The organism is Pseudomonas sp. B1-22, assembly GCF_050474425.1.
In the GTDB taxonomy this organism is placed as follows: domain Bacteria; phylum Pseudomonadota; class Gammaproteobacteria; order Pseudomonadales; family Pseudomonadaceae; genus Pseudomonas.
Genome location: NZ_JBCHVH010000006.1, coordinates 331,369 through 353,226 on the forward strand (window position 1 = coordinate 331,369; position 21,858 = coordinate 353,226).

Annotated in this window: 19 protein-coding genes; 8 read left to right on the forward strand and 11 right to left on the reverse strand. The window is 65.1% G+C overall.

What is annotated here, in order from left to right; genetic code table 11:
- Positions 1 to 23 precede the first annotated feature (23 nt).
- The 3 genes from cgtA to rplU form a co-directional block, all read right to left on the reverse strand.
- Entirely contained in the window at positions 24 to 1,244 is a 1,221-nt protein-coding gene (cgtA, locus tag ACQ5BL_RS23525; RefSeq protein ID WP_243805295.1) for an Obg family GTPase CgtA, read from the reverse strand.
- Positions 1,245 to 1,403: 159 nt separating this feature from the next.
- Complete coding sequence (rpmA, locus tag ACQ5BL_RS23530; RefSeq protein ID WP_017521622.1) at positions 1,404 to 1,661, reverse strand: 50S ribosomal protein L27; 258 nt, start codon at positions 1,659 to 1,661, stop codon at positions 1,404 to 1,406.
- 25 nt (positions 1,662 to 1,686) lie between these two features.
- Positions 1,687 to 1,998, reverse strand: coding sequence for a 50S ribosomal protein L21 (rplU, locus tag ACQ5BL_RS23535; RefSeq protein WP_015475683.1), 312 nt, complete (start codon positions 1,996 to 1,998; stop codon positions 1,687 to 1,689).
- A 241-nt stretch (positions 1,999 to 2,239) separates the two neighbouring features.
- On the opposite strand from rplU, the gene ACQ5BL_RS23540 reads away from it, so the two are divergent.
- Positions 2,240 to 3,208 (forward strand): polyprenyl synthetase family protein, encoded by a 969-nt coding sequence (locus tag ACQ5BL_RS23540; protein ID WP_207887844.1) that lies wholly within the window; start codon positions 2,240 to 2,242, stop codon positions 3,206 to 3,208.
- A gap of 169 nt (positions 3,209 to 3,377) precedes the next feature.
- Positions 3,378 to 3,602 (forward strand): PA4570 family protein, encoded by a 225-nt coding sequence (locus ACQ5BL_RS23545; RefSeq protein ID WP_207887842.1) that lies wholly within the window; start codon positions 3,378 to 3,380, stop codon positions 3,600 to 3,602.
- A 133-nt stretch (positions 3,603 to 3,735) separates the two neighbouring features.
- Here ACQ5BL_RS23545 and ACQ5BL_RS23550 read toward each other — a convergent pair whose 3' ends face one another.
- The 6 genes from ACQ5BL_RS23550 to ACQ5BL_RS23575 all read right to left on the reverse strand — a co-directional run bounded on the left by ACQ5BL_RS23550 (position 3,736) and on the right by ACQ5BL_RS23575 (position 8,899).
- Positions 3,736 to 4,353 carry an FKBP-type peptidyl-prolyl cis-trans isomerase gene (locus ACQ5BL_RS23550; protein WP_207887840.1) on the reverse strand — a complete coding sequence of 206 codons (618 nt, stop codon included), beginning with the start codon at positions 4,351 to 4,353 and terminating at the stop codon, positions 3,736 to 3,738.
- A 75-nt stretch (positions 4,354 to 4,428) separates the two neighbouring features.
- Positions 4,429 to 4,725 carry a DUF6482 family protein gene (locus ACQ5BL_RS23555; RefSeq protein ID WP_243805294.1) on the reverse strand — a complete coding sequence of 99 codons (297 nt, stop codon included), beginning with the start codon at positions 4,723 to 4,725 and terminating at the stop codon, positions 4,429 to 4,431.
- A gap of 122 nt (positions 4,726 to 4,847) precedes the next feature.
- On the reverse strand, positions 4,848 to 5,342 hold the full coding sequence (locus tag ACQ5BL_RS23560) for a TIGR00645 family protein (RefSeq protein WP_243805293.1): 495 nt from the start codon (positions 5,340 to 5,342) through the stop codon (positions 4,848 to 4,850).
- A 153-nt stretch (positions 5,343 to 5,495) separates the two neighbouring features.
- Positions 5,496 to 5,837 carry a hypothetical protein gene (locus ACQ5BL_RS23565; RefSeq protein WP_243805292.1) on the reverse strand — a complete coding sequence of 114 codons (342 nt, stop codon included), beginning with the start codon at positions 5,835 to 5,837 and terminating at the stop codon, positions 5,496 to 5,498.
- A 165-nt stretch (positions 5,838 to 6,002) separates the two neighbouring features.
- Complete coding sequence (locus ACQ5BL_RS23570; RefSeq protein ID WP_207887832.1) at positions 6,003 to 8,480, reverse strand: Lon protease family protein; 2,478 nt, start codon at positions 8,478 to 8,480, stop codon at positions 6,003 to 6,005.
- Positions 8,481 to 8,575: 95 nt separating this feature from the next.
- On the reverse strand, positions 8,576 to 8,899 hold the full coding sequence (locus tag ACQ5BL_RS23575; RefSeq protein ID WP_243805291.1) for a TraR/DksA family transcriptional regulator: 324 nt from the start codon (positions 8,897 to 8,899) through the stop codon (positions 8,576 to 8,578).
- Positions 8,900 to 9,120: 221 nt separating this feature from the next.
- On the opposite strand from ACQ5BL_RS23575, the gene ACQ5BL_RS23580 reads away from it, so the two are divergent.
- From ACQ5BL_RS23580 to ACQ5BL_RS23595, 4 genes are all read left to right on the forward strand, one after another.
- Entirely contained in the window at positions 9,121 to 9,609 is a 489-nt protein-coding gene (locus ACQ5BL_RS23580) for a DUF3015 domain-containing protein (protein WP_207887828.1), read from the forward strand.
- Between the two features lie 60 nt (positions 9,610 to 9,669).
- Entirely contained in the window at positions 9,670 to 11,535 is a 1,866-nt protein-coding gene (locus ACQ5BL_RS23585; RefSeq protein WP_243805290.1) for a DUF4105 domain-containing protein, read from the forward strand.
- Between the two features lie 52 nt (positions 11,536 to 11,587).
- On the forward strand, positions 11,588 to 12,808 hold the full coding sequence (locus ACQ5BL_RS23590) for an RtcB family protein (protein ID WP_243805289.1): 1,221 nt from the start codon (positions 11,588 to 11,590) through the stop codon (positions 12,806 to 12,808).
- Between the two features lie 159 nt (positions 12,809 to 12,967).
- The gene (locus tag ACQ5BL_RS23595) at positions 12,968 to 13,327 is read left to right on the forward strand and encodes a hypothetical protein (protein WP_243805288.1); all 360 of its coding nucleotides are present in this window, start codon (positions 12,968 to 12,970) and stop codon (positions 13,325 to 13,327) included.
- A 157-nt stretch (positions 13,328 to 13,484) separates the two neighbouring features.
- Here the strand turns inward: ACQ5BL_RS23595 and gdhA are convergent, their stop codons facing one another.
- Positions 13,485 to 14,819: an NADP-specific glutamate dehydrogenase gene (gene gdhA / locus ACQ5BL_RS23600; RefSeq protein ID WP_207887821.1), complete on the reverse strand. Its 1,335-nt coding sequence runs from the start codon at positions 14,817 to 14,819 to the stop codon at positions 13,485 to 13,487.
- A gap of 211 nt (positions 14,820 to 15,030) precedes the next feature.
- On the opposite strand from gdhA, the gene ACQ5BL_RS23605 reads away from it, so the two are divergent.
- Complete coding sequence (locus ACQ5BL_RS23605; protein WP_243434849.1) at positions 15,031 to 15,327, forward strand: hypothetical protein; 297 nt, start codon at positions 15,031 to 15,033, stop codon at positions 15,325 to 15,327.
- A 67-nt stretch (positions 15,328 to 15,394) separates the two neighbouring features.
- Here the strand turns inward: ACQ5BL_RS23605 and ettA are convergent, their stop codons facing one another.
- Entirely contained in the window at positions 15,395 to 17,059 is a 1,665-nt protein-coding gene (ettA, locus tag ACQ5BL_RS23610; RefSeq protein ID WP_207887819.1) for an energy-dependent translational throttle protein EttA, read from the reverse strand.
- Positions 17,060 to 17,322: 263 nt separating this feature from the next.
- Between ettA and ACQ5BL_RS23615 the strand changes: the two genes are divergently transcribed.
- Entirely contained in the window at positions 17,323 to 21,618 is a 4,296-nt protein-coding gene (locus ACQ5BL_RS23615) for an EAL domain-containing protein (protein WP_430293297.1), read from the forward strand.
- The last annotated feature ends 240 nt before the right edge of the window (positions 21,619 to 21,858 follow it).

Genomic DNA, 21,858 nt, shown 5'->3' on the forward strand with positions numbered 1-21,858 from the left:
TCCAGAAGACAGATACGCGCCGATCAGGGCACGTAGAAGATTTCCGGCCCATCGCCGTCGTCTTCGTCATCATCGAAATCATCGTCATCCAGATCATCGGCATTCTTCAGGCCGGCGCGACGCAGCGCACGGGCATCGTCCAGGGCCTGCAGACGGGCGCGCGCCTCGTCCTCGATACGCTGATCCAGGGCCGCCAGGGCTTCGCCATAGGCCGGCTCCTCCTCGATGCGCAGGGTGCGCTCGTCGAGGTACTTCATGATGTCCTGGCTCAGGGCCTCGGTGCCTTCGCGCTCCAGCGCGGAGATCACGTAGACCGGACCCTCCCAGCCCAGGCGCTCGACCACGGCCTGCTTGCGACGCTCCTGCTCCTCGGGCTCGAGGATCTGGTCCATCTTGTTCAGCACCAGCCAGCGATCACGCTCGGTCAGCGCCGGGCTGAATTTCTCCAGCTCGTTGACGATGGTTTCAGCAGCATCGGCCGGATCACTTTCGTCCAGCGGCGCCATGTCGACGATGTGCAACAGCAGGCGCGTACGCGCCAGGTGCTTGAGGAAGCGGATGCCCAGGCCGGCGCCTTCGGCGGCACCCTCGATCAGACCCGGGATATCAGCGACCACGAAGCTCTTGAAGCGACCAACGCTGACCACGCCCAGGTTCGGCACCAGGGTGGTGAAGGGATAGTCGGCGACCTTCGGCTTGGCGGCGGATACCGCGCGAATGAAGGTGCTCTTACCGGCGTTCGGCAGGCCGAGCAGACCAACGTCCGCCAGCACTTTCAGTTCCAGCTTGAGGTCGCGCGCCTCGCCGGGCTTGCCCGGAGTGGTCTGGCGCGGCGCACGGTTGGTACTGGACTTGAAGCGGGTGTTACCCAGACCGTGCCAGCCGCCCTGGGCAACCATGATGCGCTGACCGGCAGTGGTCAGGTCACCGATGATTTCCTGGGTGTTGGCATCGATGATGGTGGTACCGACCGGCACGGGCAGGACGAGATCGTCACCCTTGGCACCGGTGCAGTCCTTGCTGCCGCCGTTCTCGCCGCGCTGGGCGTCGAAACGGCGGGTATAGCGATAGTCCACCAGGGTATTCAGGTTCTCGTCGGCCTCGAGGAACACCGAGCCGCCGTCGCCACCGTCACCGCCGTTGGGACCGCCTTTCTCGATGAACTTCTCGCGGCGGAAGCTCATGAGACCGTTGCCGCCGTCACCGGCTTTCACGTGGATGGATACTTCGTCGACGAATTTCATTGCGAACGCCTCCCGCAGTACCTGCGGGTTGAAAATAAGAAAAGGAGCATAGGATACAGCCAAGTCAGCACAAACGCCCGAACCGGCAGCACCTCGCCTGGAAACGCCAGAAACAAAAAAGCCCCGTCGCGAGACAGGGCTTTTTCAGTGAGAGCTCGCTTAGGCAGCGACGACGCTTACATAGCGACGGCCGAAGGCGCCTTTCACTTCGAACTTGATCACGCCGTCGACTTTAGCGAACAGGGTGTGATCCTTGCCCATGCCAACGCCGTAACCAGCGTGGAACTGGGTGCCGCGCTGACGCACGATGATGTTGCCTGCTTTAACAGCCTGGCTGCCGAACAGCTTCACGCCAAGGCGTTTACTTTCGGAATCGCGGCCGTTGCGGGTACTACCGCCAGCTTTTTTGTGTGCCATGAGTCAATTCTCCTAAAAAAAGGAATTAGGCCTGGATGCCGGTGATCTTGATTTCAGTGAACCACTGGCGGTGGCCCTGACGCTTCATGTGGTGCTTGCGGCGGCGGAACTTGATGATGCGCACTTTGTCGTGACGACCGTGGGAAACCACTTCTGCGGTCACTTTCGCGCCTTCTACCACCGGCAGGCCGATCTTGACGTCATCGCCATTGGCAACCAGCAGAATGCGATCCAGGTTGATCGCTTCGCCGGTGGCGACGTCGAGTTTCTCGACCTTGAGGAATTCGCCTTCGGTGACTTTGTATTGCTTGCCACCAGTAACAATTACTGCGTACATCTGGATGTCTCCGTTAGACCTGCTCACCCGACGCTTTATAGAAAGAGGAATCGGTCGGCATGGCTGCATGGGGCCGGAAAGGACGCCCGTGCAATTGCGTAAGGCAGGGTATGCCAGGGAAGTTCGGGGCCGCGATTGTACGCAAAGCGGTGTTCCGGATCAAGCCTCACGGGGCCTTGCCTTGACAGCCCTACCCCCGGCACCTAGCATGCCGCGCAATCTACGAGGAGCGCTGTCTTTGATGCAACCCCAGGCTTTCTATCGCGTGGTGGCGGACGACTTCACCGCCGTCGACGGCATTATCCGCCGCCAGCTCACTTCCCGCGTTCCCCTGGTGGAAAAGATCGGCGACTACATCATCTCCGCCGGCGGCAAGCGCCTGCGCCCGCTGCTGGTGCTGCTTTCGGGCAAGGCCCTGGGCTATTCGGGCGATGACCTGAAGCTGCTGGCCGCCACCATCGAGTTCCTGCACACCTCCACCCTGCTGCACGACGACGTGGTCGATGCCTCCGGCCTGCGCCGTGGCCGCGCTACCGCGAACGCCCAGTGGGGCAACGCGCCGAGCGTGCTGGTGGGCGACTTCCTCTATGCCCGCTCCTTCGAAATGATGGTCGAGCTCGGCTCCATGCCGGTGATGCGCATCATTTCCCAGGCCACCCGCGTGATCGCCGAAGGCGAAGTACTGCAACTGTCCAAGGTCCGCGACGCCAGCACCACCGAAGAAACCTACATGGAAGTCATCCGCGGCAAGACCGCGATGCTCTTCGAAGCCTCCACCCACAGCGCCGCGGCGCTGGCCGAGGCGCCGGCGGAACAGGCCGAGGCGCTGCGCCTGTTCGGTGACGCCCTGGGCATCGCCTTCCAGCTGGTGGATGACCTGCTCGACTATCGCGGCGACGCCGCCAGCCTGGGCAAGAACGTCGGCGACGACCTCGCCGAAGGCAAGCCCACCCTGCCGCTGATCGCTACCATGCGCGACGGCACGCCGGAACAGGCCGCACTGGTGCGCAAGGCCATCCAGCAGGGCGGCAGCCAGGATCTGGAAGGCATCCGCGCTGCCGTCGAAGCCGCTGGCGCCCTGGACTACACCGCCAACCTGGCCCGTGAGTACGCCGCCCGCGCCGTCGATTGCCTCAAGGCGCTGCCGGATAACGAATACCGCGCCGCGCTGACCGAGCTGGCCGAGTTCGCCGTCGCCCGCACGCACTGATCGGCACTGTACGAAAAGCCCGCCCCGGCTCGCCGCGGCGGGCTTTTTATTGCTCGTCCGTTGACCGGAGGCAACGGATCATCGCCTGCGCAGGAAAATCTTCGATTGGGACTTGCTATTGAGATAATAAGAATTATTCTCAATAAAAGATTCGCACGGAGGAACTGCCATGACCTACATGATCGACGCCTGGCTGGATCGCCCGCATCCCTACCTGCGCATCCTGCATCGGGATACCGGGGAAGTCTGCGCGGTGCTGGAGGAAGATGCCCTGGAAGAATTGCGCGAACAGGGCGGCCTGGAACTCTCGGAGCTGTCCACCAGCGAACCGGGAGTGCTCAAGGAGCTGGTGCGCAACCTGTTCCTGTTCTGTTACGCCCGCGCGCTGCGCTGATGCCACTGGGCGGCGCCGGATGCGCCGTCGCTGCTCCGCTGCCCGGGAAGCGGATGCACAAAGGGGCGCCGGAGCGCCCCTTCTTCTCCTGCGCAGTCGCCAGGGACGGCGCTGCGCAGCGAACCTTCGGGTATCAGAGGATATCCAGCAGCTCGACGTCGAACACCAGCACGCTGTGCGGCGGGATACTGCCGACGGCCTGGCCACCGTAGGCCAGTTCGCTCGGCACATGCAGGCGCCATTTGCTGCCGGCATTCATCAGTTGCAGGGCCTCGACCCAGCCGGCGATCACGCCGCCCACCGGGAATTCAGCCGGCTGGCCGCGCTCGTAGGAGCTGTCGAACACGGTGCCGTCGACCAGGGTGCCGTGGTAATGGGTACGCACGGTGTCCTCACGGGACGGCTTGGCGCCCTCGCCTGCCACCAGCACTTCGTACTGCAGGCCGGACGGCAGGACGGTCACGCCTTCGCGCTTGGCGTTGTCGACCAGGTACTCGCGACCAACGGCGGCGGCGGCTTCGGCTTTCGCCTGGGCTTCGGCCTGCATGCGCTCGCGGATCACCTGGAAGCTGGCGGACAGGGCCTCGCCCGGCACGCGGCTTTCAGCGCCGGCGAAGGCGTCGGACAGACCGGCCAGGACGGCGTCGAGGGTCATGCCCGGAACCGGGTTCGAGCGCAGCTGGTCGCCCAGCTGACGGCCGATGCCGTAGCTGACGCGGGCTTCGTCGGTGGAAAGGTTGAGTTCGCTCATGGCGGCGCTCCGCTGGGGGTTCAAAAAAGGGCCGCCAGCCTAGCACAGATGATTCGCCGTCCCCACCGCCGCGGCTTAGTGCAGCGGGATGGGCACGCCGTCGCCGATATCACGCTCGTCCTGCATGCCGACCATCTCGTCATGCACCACCGCATGCACCAGCTGGAACGGCACCGTCGGCACGGCATGCAGCAACTCGCGGGCATGGGCAACGGAGCGCACGCTGAGCACATGCCCCATCACGTCCTGGATCGGATAGAAACGGCCACCCATCCGGGCTTCGAGTACATAGATATCGCCTTCCAGCGACACCAGGTTGATTTCGTCGATATCCCCGGCGAGGGAGCGGTTGGTCAGTTCCTCGAGGTTCATGGGGCACCTCCTGCACGTGGCGTCATGCAAAAGTCTTGTACAGCTGTCCGCCACCGCAAGCCGGAAACGCAGCCGCCCGTCCGTTTCACAACGGCCGGGCGGCTGGGAGGAGTCTTTCGGGATCAGTGGTCGTGGCGCGTGGCCTTGTCCAGATAGCCCATGGCGAAGGCCGAGAGAACGAAGGTGAGGTGGATGATCACGTACCACATCAGCTTGTTGTCTTCGATGTTGCGGGCGTCCATGAAGATGCGCAGCAGGTGGATCGAGGAGATCGCCACGATGGAGGCAGCCACCTTGTTCTTCAGCGAACTGGCGTCCATCTTGCCCAACCAGCTGAGCTTCTCCTTGCTCTCGTCGATGTCCAGCTGGGACACGAAGTTCTCGTAGCCGGAGAACATCACCATCACCAGCAGGCCGCCGACCAGCGCCATGTCGATCAACGACAGCAGCACCAGGATCAGGTCCGCCTCGGCAATCGTGAAGATGCTCGGCAGGATGTGGACGATTTCCTGGAAGAACTTGATGGTCAGGGCCAGCAGCGCCAGCGACAGGCCGATATAGATCGGCGCCAGCAGCCAACGGGCGGCGTACAGGGAGTTTTCGACGAAGCGTTCCATGGATCTCGCAGGGGTGTTAGGAAAAAGTCGAAGTATAGCGAAGGCAATTTCCGGGTCGCCCGGCAATTCTGTGGACAAATATGTCGGACGCCGCGGGATCGGCAGGCGGAAACCAGGCGCCATGAGCATCCGTTGCCTACGCGGCGTGCCGCATCAGGACTCCGGACGGAACTGATAATTCCCCAGATGACGGCTGCGCTCACCGTTCAGACGGCGCAACTCGGCTTGCAGGTGCAATTGCCAGATCGGCGGGTCGGAGGCTTCGATGTAGCCCTGCTGGGCCAGGCAATCGGAAATCGCCTCGAGCACGCCCTCGGCGACGAAGGGCCCGAAGAACGGGCCTTGCGCCTTGATGGCGGTGGGCTGGGCGCCGGACATGCCGGCCGCACACAGCAAGGTCCAGAGTCCATTCTCTCCGGCCAGCGGCCTGATCGCGCATTCGATTCGCGTGGTCAGCCCCAGACAGGGGCGGATAAGGCAGAGGTTACGCAGCATGGCGGCACCCTCGCGGTGATCCTGAGTTCGAGACTACACCCAGGTTCCGACACGCGAAAGCGCCGTTTTATCCACGCCGGCTGTGGATAAGCATGTGAACTGCGCGGGGGCAGCAGCGCGTGAGCGCCGCCCCGCGTGGTGCGGAGGCGGCTGGTCAGGTTCTGCTCAGTCGGCGTCCTTCTTCTTGCGCGCCCGCTCCTTCTCCACCGGTGCCTTGGCTGCCTTGGCCTTTGCCACGGCCTCCTTGACCGGCTTTTCCTTCTCGTCCTCCTCCATTCCCAGTTCGGAGATTTCCTTCAGACGCTCGACCACACGGGCATTCACACTGCCTTTCGGGAAGTTGCCTTTGGCGTCCGGCGCACCGGCCGGCTCGCCGACCAGCAGGCTCAGCGCCTCGTCGGCCTGGCGGACGGCGTAGATATTGAACTGGCCGTTGCGCACCGCCTGCAGCACGCGTTCGTCCAGCATCAGGGTGCTGACGTTGGAGCGCGGGATGATCACCCCCTGTTCACCGGTCAGGCCGCGGGCCTCGCAGAGACGGAAGAAGCCTTCGATCTTCTCGTTGACCCCGCCGACCGCCTGCACCTCGCCGAACTGGTTGATCGAGCCGGTGATGGCGAAGCACTGCCGCAGCGGCGTGCGCGACAGTGCGGAGATCAGCGTGCAGACCTCGCCCAGCGAGGCGCTGTCACCGTCCACGTAACCGTAGGACTGCTCCAGGGCGATGCTCGCGGAAATCTCCAGGGGGAACTCCTGGGCATAGCGGCTGCCAAGGTAGCCGGTGAGAATCATCACGCCCTTGGAGTGGATCGGCTGGCCGAGGCTCACCTCACGCTCGATGTCGACGATACCGCTGCCGCCCGGGTAGACGGTGGCGGAAATCCGCGCCGGCACGCCGAAGGCCGAGTCACCGACTTCCAGCACCGTCAGGCCGTTGCACTTGCCGACGGCGGCGCCTTCGGTATCGATCAGGATGATGCCGGCCAGCATGTCGTCGAGAATGCGTCCAGAGACCCGACCGGTACGGGTTTCCTTGGCTTTCAGGGCACGTTCGATGTGGCCCAGGTCGGTGACCTCCTCGTTCGCCAGCTGGCGGATGAAGTCCGCCTCGCTGACCAGCTGGAACAGATCGCTGATACGCGCCGACAGGCGACCCTGGTGCTCGGCCAGGCGCGCGCTGTAGGTCGCCAGGCGGGCAACGGCGGCGCTGGTCAGCGGCGCCAGGCCCTCTTCCGAGGTACGCGTCTTCAGCAATTGGGCGAACTGTTCGAGGCTGTCCTCGCCCAGCGGGATGTCCTCGTCAAAGTCCACCAGGACGCGGAACATCTCCTGGAAGTCCGGGTCCAGGTCCTGCAGCGTGTAATAGATCTGCCGCGAACCGATGATGATCACCTTGATGTTCAGCGGGATCACCTGGGGCGTCAGGCTCATGGCAGCCAGGCGGCCCAGCTCGGCGAGCGGCGACTCCATCTTCAGCTGACGCGAATGCAGCGCGCGCTTGAGCGCATCCCAGACGAAGGGCTCGCTGAGCAGCTTCTCCGCTTCCAGCACCAGGAAGCCGCCATTGGCGCGGTGCAGCGCCCCCGGACGCAACTGGCGGTAGCTGGTGTACAGCGCGCCCTGGTCGGAGGCGTACTCGATGCGACCGAACAGGTTGTCGTAGGTCGGATGCGATTCGAAGATCACCGGCGCGCCACTGGTGGAGTGGTGGCCGATCACCTGGTTGGGCGCGTACTGCTCTTCCAGGCTCTGCTTGCGTTGCGGGTCGGTGCGCTCGGCGTCGACCAGCTGGTCGACCACGGTCTTCAGCAGGTTGAGCTGCATGGCCTGCAGATAGGCGCTGACACCGGAGTTGTTGTTGTACTTCTCCACCAGAGGCGCCAGCAGCGGCTGTAGCGCCAGGGTGATGGTTTCCTCGTTGAGCTGGCGCAGCTGGTTGCTGGACTCGCGCTTCCACTGCGGCAGGCTGGCCAGCTCCTCGTTGAGGTGCTCTTCCAGGGTGGCGATGTCGGCGTGGAAGCGCTCGCGCTCGGCCTCCGGCAGCTGGGCGAACTCTGCCTCGTCCAGCGCCTTGCCTTCGCTCATCGGGGTGAAGGCGATGTTGGCGCTGTCGCGGTACAGCGCGACGTCCTTTTCCAGCGCCAGGCGCTCGACGGTGTCCAGGGCCTTGTCGTAGCGCTGGTTGAAGGCGCGGTCGATGGCGCTCTTCTTCTGCTGGTAGGCCGGGCTTTCGAACACCGAGGGGAAGGTGGAGAGCAGGTTGTCGATCAGATGATCGAGGTCGGCACCGAAGTCCGCCGCGCTGCCTGGTGGCAGTTCGATGGCGCGCGGCTCGCGGGATTCGTCGAAGTTGTTGACGTAGACCCAGTCCGCCGGCGTGGGCAGACGCTTGCCTTCGGCCTTCAGGTAGCGCTGCACGAACGAGAAGCGGCCGGTGCCCGGCTCGCCCATGACGAACACGTTGTACCCCGGACGCGGCATCGCCACGCCGAACTGCAAGGCCTCCACCGCGCGCTCCTGGCCGAGTACGCCGAGGAAGGGCTCCAGTTCGTCGGTGGTGGTGAAGGGGAATTGTTCGGGGGAGAAGGGACGGGTCAGTTCATCGGGCGCCAGGCGCAGGCCTGCAGCAACGGAATCGGGCATCGGAAGTCCTTGCTTCGAGCGGCGCAAGGCCGCGGAGAGTTGTCCGCATTCTCGCGCCGCCCGCGCGCCACTGGCAAGGCAGTATTGGTGACAGTTCAGCCCACTTCATCGGCGCAGCGCAGACAGTGCTCCGCCGCCGGCAGCGCTTGCAGGCGGCGCGCCTCGATCGGCTCTCCGCAGCGCGCGCAGAAGCCGTAGGTGCCGTCCGCCAGGCGCAGGCGCGCCAGCCCGACCAGGCGCATGCCCGCCTCCGCTTCCGCCAGCAGCGCGCGCAGGACATCGTCGTTCTGCCGCTGCTGGGCCTGCTCGGCGAAGTCCGGCGAATGGGTCCGGCCGAGATCGCGACGAATCGCCTCGGCACGCCGGGAATACTCCGCCGCCAGCTGATCCAGCCTCGGACGCGGATCGAAATCGGCCATGGCGACCTCCTCGAAAAGGGAACTCCTTCAAGTGTGGCCCGTTCCAAGCCAACCGCCGCTGATGCCGATCAATAACCTGCCGGCAGGCGGCAGGCAGCCGGAATGCGCCGCACAGGTTCGAACCGGTTTCCTTGACACCCAGGGTTCATTCCTAAAAGCTTCAGGCGGCGCTGTTTGCTGTCAGCGACACCTGCCCGTATTCGAGAAAAGAGAGAAAAACGATGAAAAGGATTCTGATCGGTACCCTCCTCGCCACCGCCTCCCTCAGTGCCCTGGCCGACGCTCCCGGTAGCGACGGTTGCGGCTGGGGCAACATGCTCTTCAAGGGCCAGCGCGGCACCGCTACCCACGTCCTGGCGGCCACCACCAACGGCACCAGCGGCAACAACACCTTCGGCATGACCACCGGCACCAACGGCTGCCACACCAATGGCGCCCTGACCTACGGCGGCAAGCCGATGATCGTGCTGAGCAGCATGATGGACGAGCTGTCCGAAGACATGGCCAAGGGTAACGGCGAAGCCCTGACCACCTATGCCGTAGTCCTGGGCGTTGCCCCGCAGGATCGCGCCCACTTCGCGCAAGTGACCCACGAACACTTCGCCCAGATCTTCGACAAGTCCAACGTCACCGCGGAAGACGTGTACGCCAATACCCAGGCTGTCCTGAAACAGGACGCCCAGCTGGCCAAGTACGCCGAACAGGCCTGACGGCCGCTCGCGAGCCCACCGCCACGGTGGGCTCACTCCCTCTCTTGCAGTAGTCCCCCGATGCCCAAACGCCTGTTGCCCTGGATGGCGCTGTGCGCCTGCACCTCACTGTTCGCCGCACCACAGATCGCCCCGCAGCGCTTGCAGGCCCTGGCCAGCGAACCCTACTGGCTCGCCCTGGGGCACTACGAACATGCCCGGCTGGGCGGCTGGCGCAGTTTCGTCGACGACCCGAAGTTCTTCCTCGCCGCCGATGGCGAGCAGCATCCGGACGCCGAACTGGCCGCCACCGTGAAGGCGCTCTACGCCCCGGCCAACCTGGGCGACAAACACGCCCAGTGCGTCTATCCCGCGCGCACCCGCTGGCTGCGCCAGCAGCTGCAACTCGACGATCTACCGCCCGTTGACTGCCAGGAGTACAAGACCTGGTACGCCGACATCAATCCGCACAGCGCGGTGCTGGTGTTCCCGGCGGCCTACCTGAACAGCCCGTCCTCGATGTTCGGCCACACCCTGCTGCGCATCGACCAGGCCGATGTCGACTCCGACAACACCGCCCTGCTGAGCTACGCGCTGAACTTCGGCGCCTACATAGAGGGCATGGACAACAGCATCCTCTACGCCTGGAAGGGCCTGATGGGTGGCTACCCCGGCCTGTTCGCGCTGGTGCCGTACCGCGAGAAGCTCTCCGAATACAGCCGGCTGGAGAACCGCGACCTCTGGGAATACCGCCTCAATCTAACGCCCGAAGAGACCGGACGGATGGTCGAGCACGTCTGGGAACTCAAGCAGGTCCGCTTCAAGTACTACTTCTTCGACGAGAACTGCTCGTTCCGCCTGCTGGAGCTGCTGGAAATCGCCCGCCCCGGCACCGAGCTCACCGACCAGTTCCCGCTTACCGCCATCCCCACCGACACCGTGCGCGCGGTGAAGAATGCCGGGATGATCGAGCGGATCGACTACCGCCCCTCCCGCGAGCGTGAACTGCTCGCTCGCGGCGCCCCGCTGAGCCACGACGAAAAGCTCCTGGCACGCCAGCTGGCAGACGACGACAGGCTGCTCGACAGCCCCGGATTCAAGGCCCTGCCCGCCGACCGGCAAGCGCTGGTACAGGACACCGCCTTCCGCCTGCTGCGCTACCGCGCCACCGGCCAGGAGCGGGACAACGCCACCGCCTCGCGCAGCTATGCCCTGCTCAAGGCGATCAACCAGAATCCGCCGCCGGCCCTGACCGTGGAGCGCCCCGGCCAGCCGGAAGACGGCCACGAGTCGCGCACCTGGCAACTCGGCGCCGGCAGCCGTGATGGCGAAGCCTTCGCCCAGTACGGCCTGCGCATGGCCTACCACGACCTCGCCGACAACCAGTACGGCTTCCCCCTCGGCGCACAGATCGAGCTCGGCCAGCTGAAGCTGCGTCAATACGAAGGCAACCGCTGGCAGTTGCAGCAACTGGACCTGGTCACCATTCGCTCGATGACGCCGCGCAACGAACTGCTGCAGCCGCTTTCCTGGCAGGTTTCCGGTGGCTGGGAGCGGGTGCTCGGCAAGCACAGCGACAACGACCACGACACCCTGGCCGGCCACCTCAATGGCGGCGCCGGCGGCAGCTGGAAACTCACCGATGACCTGCAGGCCTATGCACTGGGTACCGCACGCATCGAGAACAACCAGGACTTCGCCGCGACCATCGCCCCGGCGCTGGGCTTCGACACCGGCCTGCTGTGGAACAACCCGCTGGGCAACCTGACCGTCGAAGCCAAGGGCGACTACTTTCACAACGGCGAAGTGCGCCGCAACCTGAGCTTCGGCCAGCAGGTGGAGCTGGGCCGCAACCTCGGCCTGCGCCTGTCAGCCCAGCGCGAGTTCAGCCAACTGGCCACGCCGGTCAACGAAGTGATGCTGGAGCTGCGCTGGTACCACTACTGAGCCTGGAGGTTCCGGCGCACAATGGGGAGTCGCGTGAACGCCGGAACTCCTGATGAACAGCAAGACCTACCAGCTGCTGGAAGTTGCCAAAGGCAAGCCGATCAAGCTCTGGACCCAGGGCGTACCGGTGGAGGACGACGCTCGCCAGCAATTGATGAACACCGCGAAGATGCCCTTCATCTTCAAGCACCTGGCCGTGATGCCGGACGTGCACCTGGGCAAGGGCTCGACCATCGGCAGCGTGATCCCGACCAAGGGCGCCATCATCCCTGCCGCCGTGGGCGTGGATATCGGCTGCGGGATGATCGCGGCACGTACCTCGCTGATGGCCGCCGACCTGCCGGACAACCTGCACCGCCTGCGCACGGCCATCGAAAAGGCCGTGCCCCATGGCAAGACCTTCGGCCGCCGCGACCAGGGCGCCTGGGAGCATGTGCCGGATCACGCCGATGACGCATGGAGGGTGCTGGCCAGCCGCTTCAAGGCGATCACCGCCAAGTACCCCAAGCTGGAGAAAACCAATAACCGCCACCACCTGGGGACCCTCGGCACCGGCAACCATTTCATCGAAGTCTGCCTCGACGAGGCGGACCGCGTCTGGTTCATGCTGCACAGCGGGTCGCGCGGCGTGGGCAACGCCATCGGCAACCTGTTCATCGAACTGGCCCAGGCGGACATGCGCCAGCACATCGCCAACCTGCCGGACCGCGACCTGGCGTACTTCGAGGAGGGCAGCCGGCACTTCGACGACTATGTGGAAGCCGTGGGCTGGGCCCAGGATTTTGCCCGGCAGAACCGCGAGCTGATGATGCGCGCGGTGATCGCCGCGGCACGGCAGGTGATCCGCAAGCCGTTCGAGGCCAGCCTGGAAGCGGTGAACTGCCACCACAACTACGTGCAGAAGGAACGCCACTTCGGCGAAGAAGTGCTGGTGACGCGCAAGGGCGCGGTGTCCGCACAGAAGGGCCAGCTCGGCATCATTCCGGGGTCGATGGGCGCCAAGAGCTTCATCGTCCGCGGACTGGGCAACGAGGAGGCGTTCTGCTCGTGCAGCCACGGCGCCGGCCGGACCATGAGCCGGACGCGTGCGAAGAAGCTGTTCACCGTGGCGGACCAGGTGCGCGCCACCGCCCATGTCGAGTGCCGCAAGGACAAGGACGTGATCGATGAGATCCCGATGGCCTACAAGGACATCGACGCCGTGATGGCCGCCCAGCGCGATCTGGTGGAAGTGCTGCATACCCTGCGCCAGGTGGTGTGCGTGAAGGGGTGAGGCGGAAATCGTCGGACGAAAAGACGGCAATACATCGCGATCACACAGGCTTGACGCTTTCCTCACGCCCCACCACCTAGATTGCCAGCATGCCACCGGGTCGGTGGCATGCCTTTCTGTCCGGCGTGTGCGCCCGCCTTTCGGCACACGGGAGTTCCCATGGCGCCCCGCGCCATCTTCATCCTGCTTCTGCTCGCACCGCTGGCCGGCTGCGAGACCACCCACCAGACGCTCATCGCCCAGGGCTACCCGCCCGCCTACGCCGACGGCTTCGACGACGGTTGCGGCAGCGGGCGTCAGGCGGCGGGCGCCATCACCGGCGAGTTCCGCAAGAACGTGCCGCGCTACCTGGCGGACAAGCAGTACGCCCTGGGTTGGGGCGATGGTTTCCAGCAATGCCAGGGCCAGTACGTCAGCCAGGAGCGCCAGCGCTACGAGTCACAGCGGCAAAGCGATCGTGACCGCGAGTGGGAGCAGGAGAAGGACCGCGTGCTGGGACGTGCCCTGCGCGGCGAGTGAAGTGGCGCTATCGCAAACGCCGAACCGTAGGAGCGGACTCCGTCCGCGATGCTCTTTCGCTTAGGCTGTCGCGGACGAAGTCCGCTCCTTCGGGAGCAAGACATCCTGAAAAGAAAAACGGACCCATCGGGCCCGTTTTTTCATGCTGCCAGGGCGATCAGACCACGCCCTGGGCCAGCATGGCGTCGGCGACTTTCACGAAGCCGGCGATGTTGGCGCCCTTCACGTAGTTGATCCGGCCATTCTCTTCGCCGTAGGAGACGCAGGCATGGTGGATGTTCTGCATGATGCTGTGCAGACGCTGATCCACCTCACCAGCGGTCCACGCCAGGCGCATGGAGTTCTGGCTCATTTCCAGACCGCTGGTGGCCACGCCGCCGGCGTTGGATGCCTTGCCCGGCGCATAAAGGACGCCGGCCTCGATGAAGATATCCACAGCCTCCAGGGTCGACGGCATGTTGGCGCCTTCGGCCACGCAGATGCAGCCGTTGGCCAGCAGGGTGCGCGCATCGTTGGCGTCCAGCTCGTTCTGGGTGGCGCAGGGCAGCGCGATGTCGCAGGCGAGCGCCCACGGACGCTGGCCGGCCAGGAAGCGCAGGCCGGGACCGGTCATTTCGCTGAGGCGGCCGCGACGGACGTTCTTCAGCTCCATGACTTCTTCCCACTGTTCCAGGGTCAGCCCGGCTTCGGCGAACAGGGTGCCTTCGGAGTCGGACAGCGAGATCACCTTGCCGCCCAGTTCCATCACTTTCTGCGCTGCATACTGGGCGACGTTGCCGGAACCGGAGATCGCCACGCGCTGGCCGTCGAAACCGCTGTTGCGCGCCTTGAGCATTTCCTGGGCGAAGTACACGCAGCCGTAGCCGGTGGCTTCCGGACGGATCAGGCTGCCGCCGTAGGCCAGGCCCTTGCCGGTCAGTACCGAGGTGAACTCGTTGGACAGGCGCTTGTACTGGCCGAACAGGTAGCCGATCTCACGGGCGCCCACGCCGATGTCGCCGGCCGGCACGTCGAGGTCCGCGCCGACGTGGCGGAACAGTTCGCTCATGAACGACTGGCAGAAGCGCATGACTTCGGCATCGCTCTTGCCCTTGGGGTCGAAGTCCGAGCCGCCCTTGCCGCCGCCCATGGGCAACGAGGTCAGGGAGTTCTTGAATACCTGCTCGAAGGCCAGGAACTTGAGCACGCCCAGGTTCACCGACGGGTGGAAGCGCAGGCCGCCCTTGTATGGGCCGATGGCACTGCTCATCTGCACGCGGAAGCCACGGTTGACTCGTACGCGCCCGGCGTCATCGACCCACGGCACGCGGAACAGGATCGCGCGTTCGGGTTCGACGATGCGCTCGACGATGCCAGCCTGCAGGTAATGCGGGTTGGCTTCGAGGAACGGCCAGAGGGAGCGCAGCACCTCTTCCACCGCCTGGTGGAACTCGGGCTGATCAGGGTCGCGCCGCTTGAGGCGCTCGAGGAAGGAGTCAACGGATTGCGTCATGTCTACACCGGTACTTTTCTGGTTATGTGATGCTTTTTGCCGGCAGACTCTAACAAGCTGAAACGCACACAGATAGTGCAAGGTGACGCTTTTCTGAATCTTTTTGGTGCAAAAATATAAATTGCATCCTTGCCGGAATGGCAGAAAAACAGATTTTTGTATACAAAATCAATAGGGAATTACACCAATCCATTTCCATCAGGATGCCCCGATGATCCTCCGTCCCATCGCTGTCCTCGCCACGCTCGCCTGCTGCCTCGCCTTGCCAGCCCAGGCGGCCATGAAGCTGGACAACTTCACCCAGTCCGGGCCACTGCTGGTGGCCGACACCTTCGACAGCGAGACCCTCCACAAATCGGACTTCAACACCGATGACCTCAAGCGCATGACCCGGCAGCTCGAAGCGCAGCAGCGTACTCTGGAGGATCAGGCGCGGCTGATCGACAAGTTGGAGCGTCGCCTGGATGAGCAACAGCGCGCACTGGACGATCTCAAGCGCAGCCGTTGAAGCATCGGATGGGAAAACGCGGAAATGAAAACGGGGCCCGAAGGCCCCGTTCTCGTCAGGAAGCGGCTTACGCCAGCTTCTTGTAACGCACGCGGTGCGGCTGCGAGGCAGCGTCGCCCAGGCGTTTTTTACGATCGGCTTCGAACTCGGTGTAGTTGCCTTCGAAGAAGGTCACCTTACCGTCGTCCTCGTAGGAGAGGATGTGGGTGGCGATACGGTCCAGGAACCAGCGATCGTGGGAAATCACGATGGCGGCGCCGGGGAAGTCCAGCAGCGCTTCTTCCAGCGCACGCAGGGTTTCCACGTCGAGGTCGTTGGACGGTTCGTCGAGCAGCAGCACGTTGCCGCCCTGCTTCAGGGTCAGGGCCAGGTGCAGGCGGCCGCGCTCACCACCGGAGAGGTCCTTGACGAACTTCTGCTGGTCGCCGCCCTTGAAGTTGAAGCGGCCGACATAGCTGCGCGACGGGACTTCGTAGTTGCCGATCTTGATCTGCTCGAAGCCGTCGGAAACCTGCTCCCAGACGGTCTTGTTGCCTTCGAGGATCTCGCGGCTCTGGTCGACGCTGGCGATCTGCACGGTTTCGCCGATCTCGATGGTGCCCGAGTCCGGTTGTTCCTTGCCGGTCAGCATGCGGAACAGGGTGGATTTACCCGCACCGTTGCCGCCGATCACGCCGACGATGGCGCCCTTGGGAATGCTCAGCGACAGGTTGTCGATCAGCACGCGCTCGCCGTAGCCCTTGGTGACGTTGTGCAGCTCGATGACCTTGTCGCCCAGGCGCGGACCGGCCGGGATGTAGATCTCGTTGGTCTCGCTGCGCTTCTGGAATTCCTGCGATTGCAGTTCCTCGAAACGCTGCAGGCGGGCCTTGGACTTGGCCTGGCGGCCCTTGGCGCCCTGGCGCACCCATTCCAGCTCGGCCTTCATGGCCTTGGCGTGGGAGGCTTCCTGCTTGGCTTCCTGGGCCAGGCGGTTGGCCTTGGATTCCAGCCAGCCGGAGTAGTTGCCCTCGAACGGGATGCCGTGGCCACGGTCCAGTTCCAGGATCCAGCCGGCGACGTTGTCCAGGAAATAGCGGTCGTGGGTGATCGCGACTACAGTGCCCGGGAAGTCATGGAGGAAGTGTTCCAGCCAGGCGACGGAGTCGGCGTCCAGGTGGTTGGTCGGTTCGTCCAGCAGCAGCATGTCCGGGGCGGACAGCAGCAGGCGGCACAGGGCCACACGGCGCTTTTCACCACCGGAGAGGTGTTCGATCTTCGCGTCCCACGGCGGCAGGCGCAGGGCGTCGGCGGCGACTTCCAGCTGACGCTCCAGGTTGTGGCCGTCGGAAGCCTGGAGGATGGCTTCCAGCTTGGCCTGTTCGGCGGCCAGGGCGTCGAAGTCGGCGTCCGGCTCGGCGTAGGCGGCATAGACTTCGTCCAGGCGGGCCTGGGCCTGCTTGATCTGGCCTACGGCTTCTTCGACGATGTCACGCACGGTGGCCTGCGGATCGAGCTTGGGCTCCTGCGGCAGGTAACCGACGTTGATGCCGGGCATCGGGCGGGCTTCACCTTCGATCTCGGTGTCGACGCCAGCCATGATGCGCAGCAGGGTGGATTTACCCGCGCCGTTCAGGCCGAGCACGCCGATCTTGGCGCCGGGGAAGAACGACAGGGAGATGTCCTTGAGGATTTCACGCTTGGGCGGTACGACTTTACCGACCCGATGCATGGTGTAGACGTATTGAGCCATGGATACCTGACTTCTGGGATGAATAGTGATCGGAATGGGCCGGAACACACTGCCACAGGTTCCGGATCGCCGGCGCTGCTGGCCGGATACGGTGGAGCGCCTCCACCGGCGGGCGCGAAGGGCCGGTTCGGGGACTTCGCGCGAATCGTGGCGCGGGCGTTTCACCCGCGCGCGTGCGGCAAAGCTACCGGAATGGGCCGGGAAGGGCAAACGACGCTCGTCGGCCGTACTGGCACATCGCCGCACTTCCGGGCATCCTAACCATGCCGAATTCCGCCGTATCGCCGCCAGGTAACAGGTCCTTGTCTACAACTTCCCGTTCGTCCCCGGACTCCCTGGCCAAGACTGGCCGCGTGGCGAGCCGGACCGCCCTGTTGCTGCTGGTGTTGCTGATGCTCGGCCTGCTGGCCTGGCAGCTGCATCAGGAGTTCCGCAGCCAGGAGCGCTTCGAGCGCGAGCGGGTAGTGCTGCACGGCGAGCAGCTGGCCCAGCGCATCTCGCTGACCCTGGAGCTCAAGGCCATGGCCGCCCAGGCCCTGCTCCAGCAGCGCGACGACCGTGGTGACGTCGACGGCGAACCCGCCCTGATCAATGGCCTGCGCCGTATCTACCCCTCCTTCCACAGCCTCGTCCGCCTGGACAGCAACGGCCTGCCACGGCGCGACTCCGCCATCGGTTTCAAGGACGCGGCCTTCATCGTCGCCCTGCGCGAGCGCGGTGGCCAGCAGACCTACCACTACGCCTTCAGCGAAGAAAACGGCGGCGTCTTCTACATCTGGCTGCGCGCCACGGTGGAGGGCGAAGGCGACAGCATCATCCGCCTCGACGAACGCCTCGCCCGCCGAAGCTGGAGCGCGCAGCTGCGGCCGGACGCGCCGCCGTGGATCCTCGAAGACCAGGTACGGCAGAAGGTCCTCGGCCGCTCCAGTGGCTCCCGGCCGGGCCCGCTTGCCGCCGCCTCGCCGCTGGAACAGGCACAGAGTCTCGCCGGACTGCCGATCCAGAACACCGACTGGCAACTGCACCCGTTGTTCGATGCGCAGCGCGTGCGCACCACGCTGCTACCGCGACTGGTCGGGGAACTGGCGCTGCTGCTGTTGCTCGCGGGCGTCACCGGCGCCGCCCTGTTGCGCCTGCAGCGCGAGCAGCAGAACCTGCGCGCGCTGACCGCCGATTCCCAGCAACGCCTGCGCCAGGCCGCCCAGGCGCTGGGCGCCATCGACGAGCGGGTGGTGGTGACCCGCGCCGACGGCCGCCTGGCCTACCTCAATCCGCAGGCCGAGCAGCTGTTCGGCATCCAGGCCGAGCAGGCCGCCAACCATCACCTGCTGGAACTCCTGCCGGGGCTGGGCGCACAGCTCAACGGCGACAGCCCCTTACCCGACAGCGGCGGTACCGAGCTGGTCCGGGTCAACCACACCGGGCAGGCACGCCTGTTCGCGGTCAGCCGCCGCCCGCTGGACGATCATCCCCTCGCCCCGGAACTGCCGTGGACGCTGCGCGGCAACCTGCCCCACGGCGGTCAGGTCTGGGTGTTGCGCGACGTCACCGAGGAGCAGCAGGCGCTGCATATCCTCGAAGAGACACGGCGGCGCTACCAGGACATCTTCGACGGCGTCGGCGTCGCTCTCTGCGTGCTCGACCTGTCGGCGCTGCGGCAGCGTCTGGTGGACCTCAACCTGCGCCGGAAAAACGACCTGCAGGAGTGGATCGCCTCGCAACCCGATCGCCTGCCCGCGCTGCTGCGCGAAGTGCGCATCACCGAGATCAACAACGTCGCCAAGCGCCTGATGGGCGTCAGCACCACCGAACAGGCCTGGCAGATCCTCATCGGCAGCGCCGGCATGCGCCCGGACGGCGTGCGCAGCAAGGTGCTCGACGCGGTAATGGCCGGCCACGGCATGATCGAGCTGGAAGCCTGCATCCAGACGCGCCAGGGCGAGCAGCGCCACCTCTGGCTGCAATTGCGCGTGCCGGAGATGATCCAGGACTTCCACGCGGTCACCCTGAGCCTCTCAGACATCACTTCGCGCAAGCAGGTCGAACTGTCCCTGGTGGAGCGCGAGAAGTTCTGGTCCGACGCGGTACGCGCGGTGCCCGATACCCTGTACATCCACGACATCGCCGCGCGCCGGGTGATCTTCAGCAACCACAACCTCGGCTACCAGCTGGGCTACAACACCGACGAGCTGCGCCAGATGGGCGAGCGCTTCTGGGAAAAGGTCCTGCACCCGGACGATGTCGAATACTACTGGCGCATACGCAACCTGCAGCAGGTGGTGGGCGATGGCCTGCTGCTGGACAGCCAGTTGCGCTGGCGCCACCGCGACGGCAGCTGGCACTGGTTCGATATCCGCGAACAGGCCCTCACCCGCGATGCCGGCGGCCGCGTGGCACGCCTGATCGGTGTGGCCAAGGACATCACCGACACCGTCGAGGCGTACAACTCCCTGCGTGAGAGCGGCCGCCGCTACCGCATGCTGGCCGAAAGCATCAGCGACGTGATCGTCTCCACCGACGCCCAGGTCAAGCTCAACTACGTCAGCCCGTCGATCCAGCAGGTGTTCGGCTACAGCGCCGAATGGGTACTGCAGCACGGTTTCCAGCAGGTCGCCGCCAACCCGGCGCAACTGGAGCGGCTCAGCACGCTGCTGGATCGCCTGCACGACGCCATCGGCGAACCGACGCGCCTCGCCGAACTGCGCGAGAGCATCAAGCCGCAGCTGTTCACCCTCGACTGCATCCACGCCGACGGCCACAAGATTCCCGTGGAGCTGCGCATCGCCCTGATGTGGGACGACCACGGCGGCTTCGAGGGTCTGCTCGGCGTCGCCCGCGACATCAGCCAGCAGCGCCGCGCCGAGCGCGAGATGCGCATGGCGGCCACGGTATTCGAGCACTCCACGGCGGCGATCATCGTCACCGACCCGGTCGGCTACATCGTGCAGGTCAACGACTCCTTCACCCGCGTCACCGGCTATCGGGGCGAGGAAGTGCTGGACCAGCTGCCGCGGATGCTCACCGCCGACCGCCAGGAAGCCAACCAGCTCAAGCACGTGCTCGACAGCCTGCGCAAGAGCGGCAGCTGGGAAGGCGAGATACTGCAGAAGCGCAAGAACGGCGAGCTGTACCCATCCTGGGTCGGTATCACTGCCGTGCACGACGAGGAAGGCGATCTGGTCAGCTTCGTCTGCTTCTTCAGCGACATCAGCGAGCGCAAGGCCAGCGAGCGGCGCATCCACCGCCTGGCCTACTATGACGCCCTGACCCACCTGCCCAACCGCACGCTGTTCCAGGACCGCCTGCACACCGCGCTGCTGCAGGCCGAGCGGCACCAGCAGTGGGTGGTGCTGATGTTCCTCGACCTGGACCGCTTCAAGCCGATCAACGACTCCCTCGGCCACGCCGCCGGCGACCGCATGCTCAAGGAAGTGGCCGAGCGCCTAAGCCACTGCGTCAGCGACGACGACACCGTGGCGCGCATGGGCGGCGACGAGTTCACCCTGCTGCTGCCCGGCCAGGGCGACCGGGAACGGGCACTGCGGCAGGCGATCCAGGTGGCCGAGCAGATCCTCGCCAGCCTCGCCCGCCCCTTCACCCTCGAAGGCCGCGAGTTCTTCGTCACCGCCAGCATCGGCGTGGCGCTCTCGCCGCAGGACGGCGCCGAGCTCAGCCAGTTGATGAAGAACGCCGACACGGCGATGTACCACGCCAAGGAAATGGGCAAGAACAACTTCCAGTTCTACCAGGCCGAGATGAACGCCCGCGCCCTGGAGCGCCTGGAACTGGAAAGCGACCTGCGCCGCGCCATCGAGCAGGAAGAGTTCATCCTCCATTACCAGCCGCAGTTCACCGGCGACGGCCGCCGCCTGACCGGTGCCGAGGCGCTGCTGCGCTGGCAGCATCCCAAGCGCGGGCTGATACCGCCGACGGAGTTCGTTCCGGTGCTGGAGGAGCTCGGCCTGGTGGCCCAGGTCGGCGACTGGCTGCTGGAGCAGGCCTGCCTGCAACTTCGGGCCTGGCACCGCGACAAGGTGCGGGTGCCGAAGATCTCGGTGAACCTCTCCGCCCGGCAGTTCGCCGACGGCCAGTTGGGCGAGCGCATCGCCAGCATCCTCCGCGACACCGGCATTCCGCCGGCGTGCCTAGAGCTGGAGCTGACCGAGAGCATCCTGATGAGCGATGTGTCCCAGGCCATGCAGATCCTCCGCGGGTTGAAGCGCCTGGGCCTGGCGATTGCGGTGGACGACTTCGGCACCGGTTACTCCTCGCTCAACTACCTGAAGCAGTTCCCCATCGACGTGCTGAAGATCGACCGCAGCTTCGTCGACGGCCTGCCCCACGGCGAGCAGGACGCACAGATCGCCCGCGCCATCATCGCCATGGCCCACAGCCTGAACCTGATGGTGATCGCCGAGGGCGTGGAGAGCCATGAGCAGCTGGAATTCCTGCGCGAGCATGGCTGCGACGAAGTGCAGGGCTTCCTCTTCGGCCGCCCGGTGCCGCCCGAGCAGTTCGCGGCGCTGTTTGCCAGCAATGCCATCTTCCTGCTGGGCTGACCGCGCATCCGCGCGATGCCTGGCTATGCGTAGGAGCGGACTCCGTCCGCGATGTGCCACCGGCCGGATCGGAGTTGCCGGGAAGCAATCGCGGACGGAGTCCGCTCCTACGCCCGCCCTACCCTGAGTGCCAGAGCACGCTCAATTCCGCCGCGATCCGGGCCTTGAACCCCGCTTGTCAGCCACATGACCGCCTTTCATGTGCCAGTCCCGCCACCTTGGGTTAGAATGCGCGCCTTT

Excerpts from the sequence above, each read along its gene's own strand:
- ACQ5BL_RS23545 (WP_207887842.1), top strand. The coding sequence starts at position 3,378 with ATGACCTACATGATCGACGCCTGGCTGGATCGCCCGCATCCCTACCTG.
- ACQ5BL_RS23585 (WP_243805290.1), top strand. The coding sequence starts at position 9,670 with ATGCCCAAACGCCTGTTGCCCTGGATGGCGCTGTGCGCCTGCACCTCA.
- rplU (WP_015475683.1), bottom strand. The coding sequence starts at position 1,998 with ATGTACGCAGTAATTGTTACTGGTGGCAAGCAATACAAAGTCACCGAA.
- ACQ5BL_RS23575 (WP_243805291.1), bottom strand. The coding sequence starts at position 8,899 with ATGGCCGATTTCGATCCGCGTCCGAGGCTGGATCAGCTGGCGGCGGAG.
- cgtA (WP_243805295.1), bottom strand. The coding sequence starts at position 1,244 with ATGAAATTCGTCGACGAAGTATCCATCCACGTGAAAGCCGGTGACGGC.
- gdhA (WP_207887821.1), bottom strand. The coding sequence starts at position 14,819 with ATGACGCAATCCGTTGACTCCTTCCTCGAGCGCCTCAAGCGGCGCGAC.
- ACQ5BL_RS23595 (WP_243805288.1), top strand. The coding sequence starts at position 12,968 with ATGGCGCCCCGCGCCATCTTCATCCTGCTTCTGCTCGCACCGCTGGCC.
- ACQ5BL_RS23570 (WP_207887832.1), bottom strand. The coding sequence starts at position 8,480 with ATGCCCGATTCCGTTGCTGCAGGCCTGCGCCTGGCGCCCGATGAACTG.
- ACQ5BL_RS23615 (WP_430293297.1), top strand. The coding sequence starts at position 17,323 with ATGCCGAATTCCGCCGTATCGCCGCCAGGTAACAGGTCCTTGTCTACA.
- ACQ5BL_RS23565 (WP_243805292.1), bottom strand. The coding sequence starts at position 5,837 with ATGCTGCGTAACCTCTGCCTTATCCGCCCCTGTCTGGGGCTGACCACG.
- ACQ5BL_RS23580 (WP_207887828.1), top strand. The coding sequence starts at position 9,121 with ATGAAAAGGATTCTGATCGGTACCCTCCTCGCCACCGCCTCCCTCAGT.
- ACQ5BL_RS23550 (WP_207887840.1), bottom strand. The coding sequence starts at position 4,353 with ATGAGCGAACTCAACCTTTCCACCGACGAAGCCCGCGTCAGCTACGGC.
- ACQ5BL_RS23590 (WP_243805289.1), top strand. The coding sequence starts at position 11,588 with ATGAACAGCAAGACCTACCAGCTGCTGGAAGTTGCCAAAGGCAAGCCG.
- ACQ5BL_RS23560 (WP_243805293.1), bottom strand. The coding sequence starts at position 5,342 with ATGGAACGCTTCGTCGAAAACTCCCTGTACGCCGCCCGTTGGCTGCTG.
- ACQ5BL_RS23540 (WP_207887844.1), top strand. The coding sequence starts at position 2,240 with ATGCAACCCCAGGCTTTCTATCGCGTGGTGGCGGACGACTTCACCGCC.
- ACQ5BL_RS23605 (WP_243434849.1), top strand. The coding sequence starts at position 15,031 with ATGATCCTCCGTCCCATCGCTGTCCTCGCCACGCTCGCCTGCTGCCTC.
- ACQ5BL_RS23555 (WP_243805294.1), bottom strand. The coding sequence starts at position 4,725 with ATGAACCTCGAGGAACTGACCAACCGCTCCCTCGCCGGGGATATCGAC.
- ettA (WP_207887819.1), bottom strand. The coding sequence starts at position 17,059 with ATGGCTCAATACGTCTACACCATGCATCGGGTCGGTAAAGTCGTACCG.
- rpmA (WP_017521622.1), bottom strand. The coding sequence starts at position 1,661 with ATGGCACACAAAAAAGCTGGCGGTAGTACCCGCAACGGCCGCGATTCC.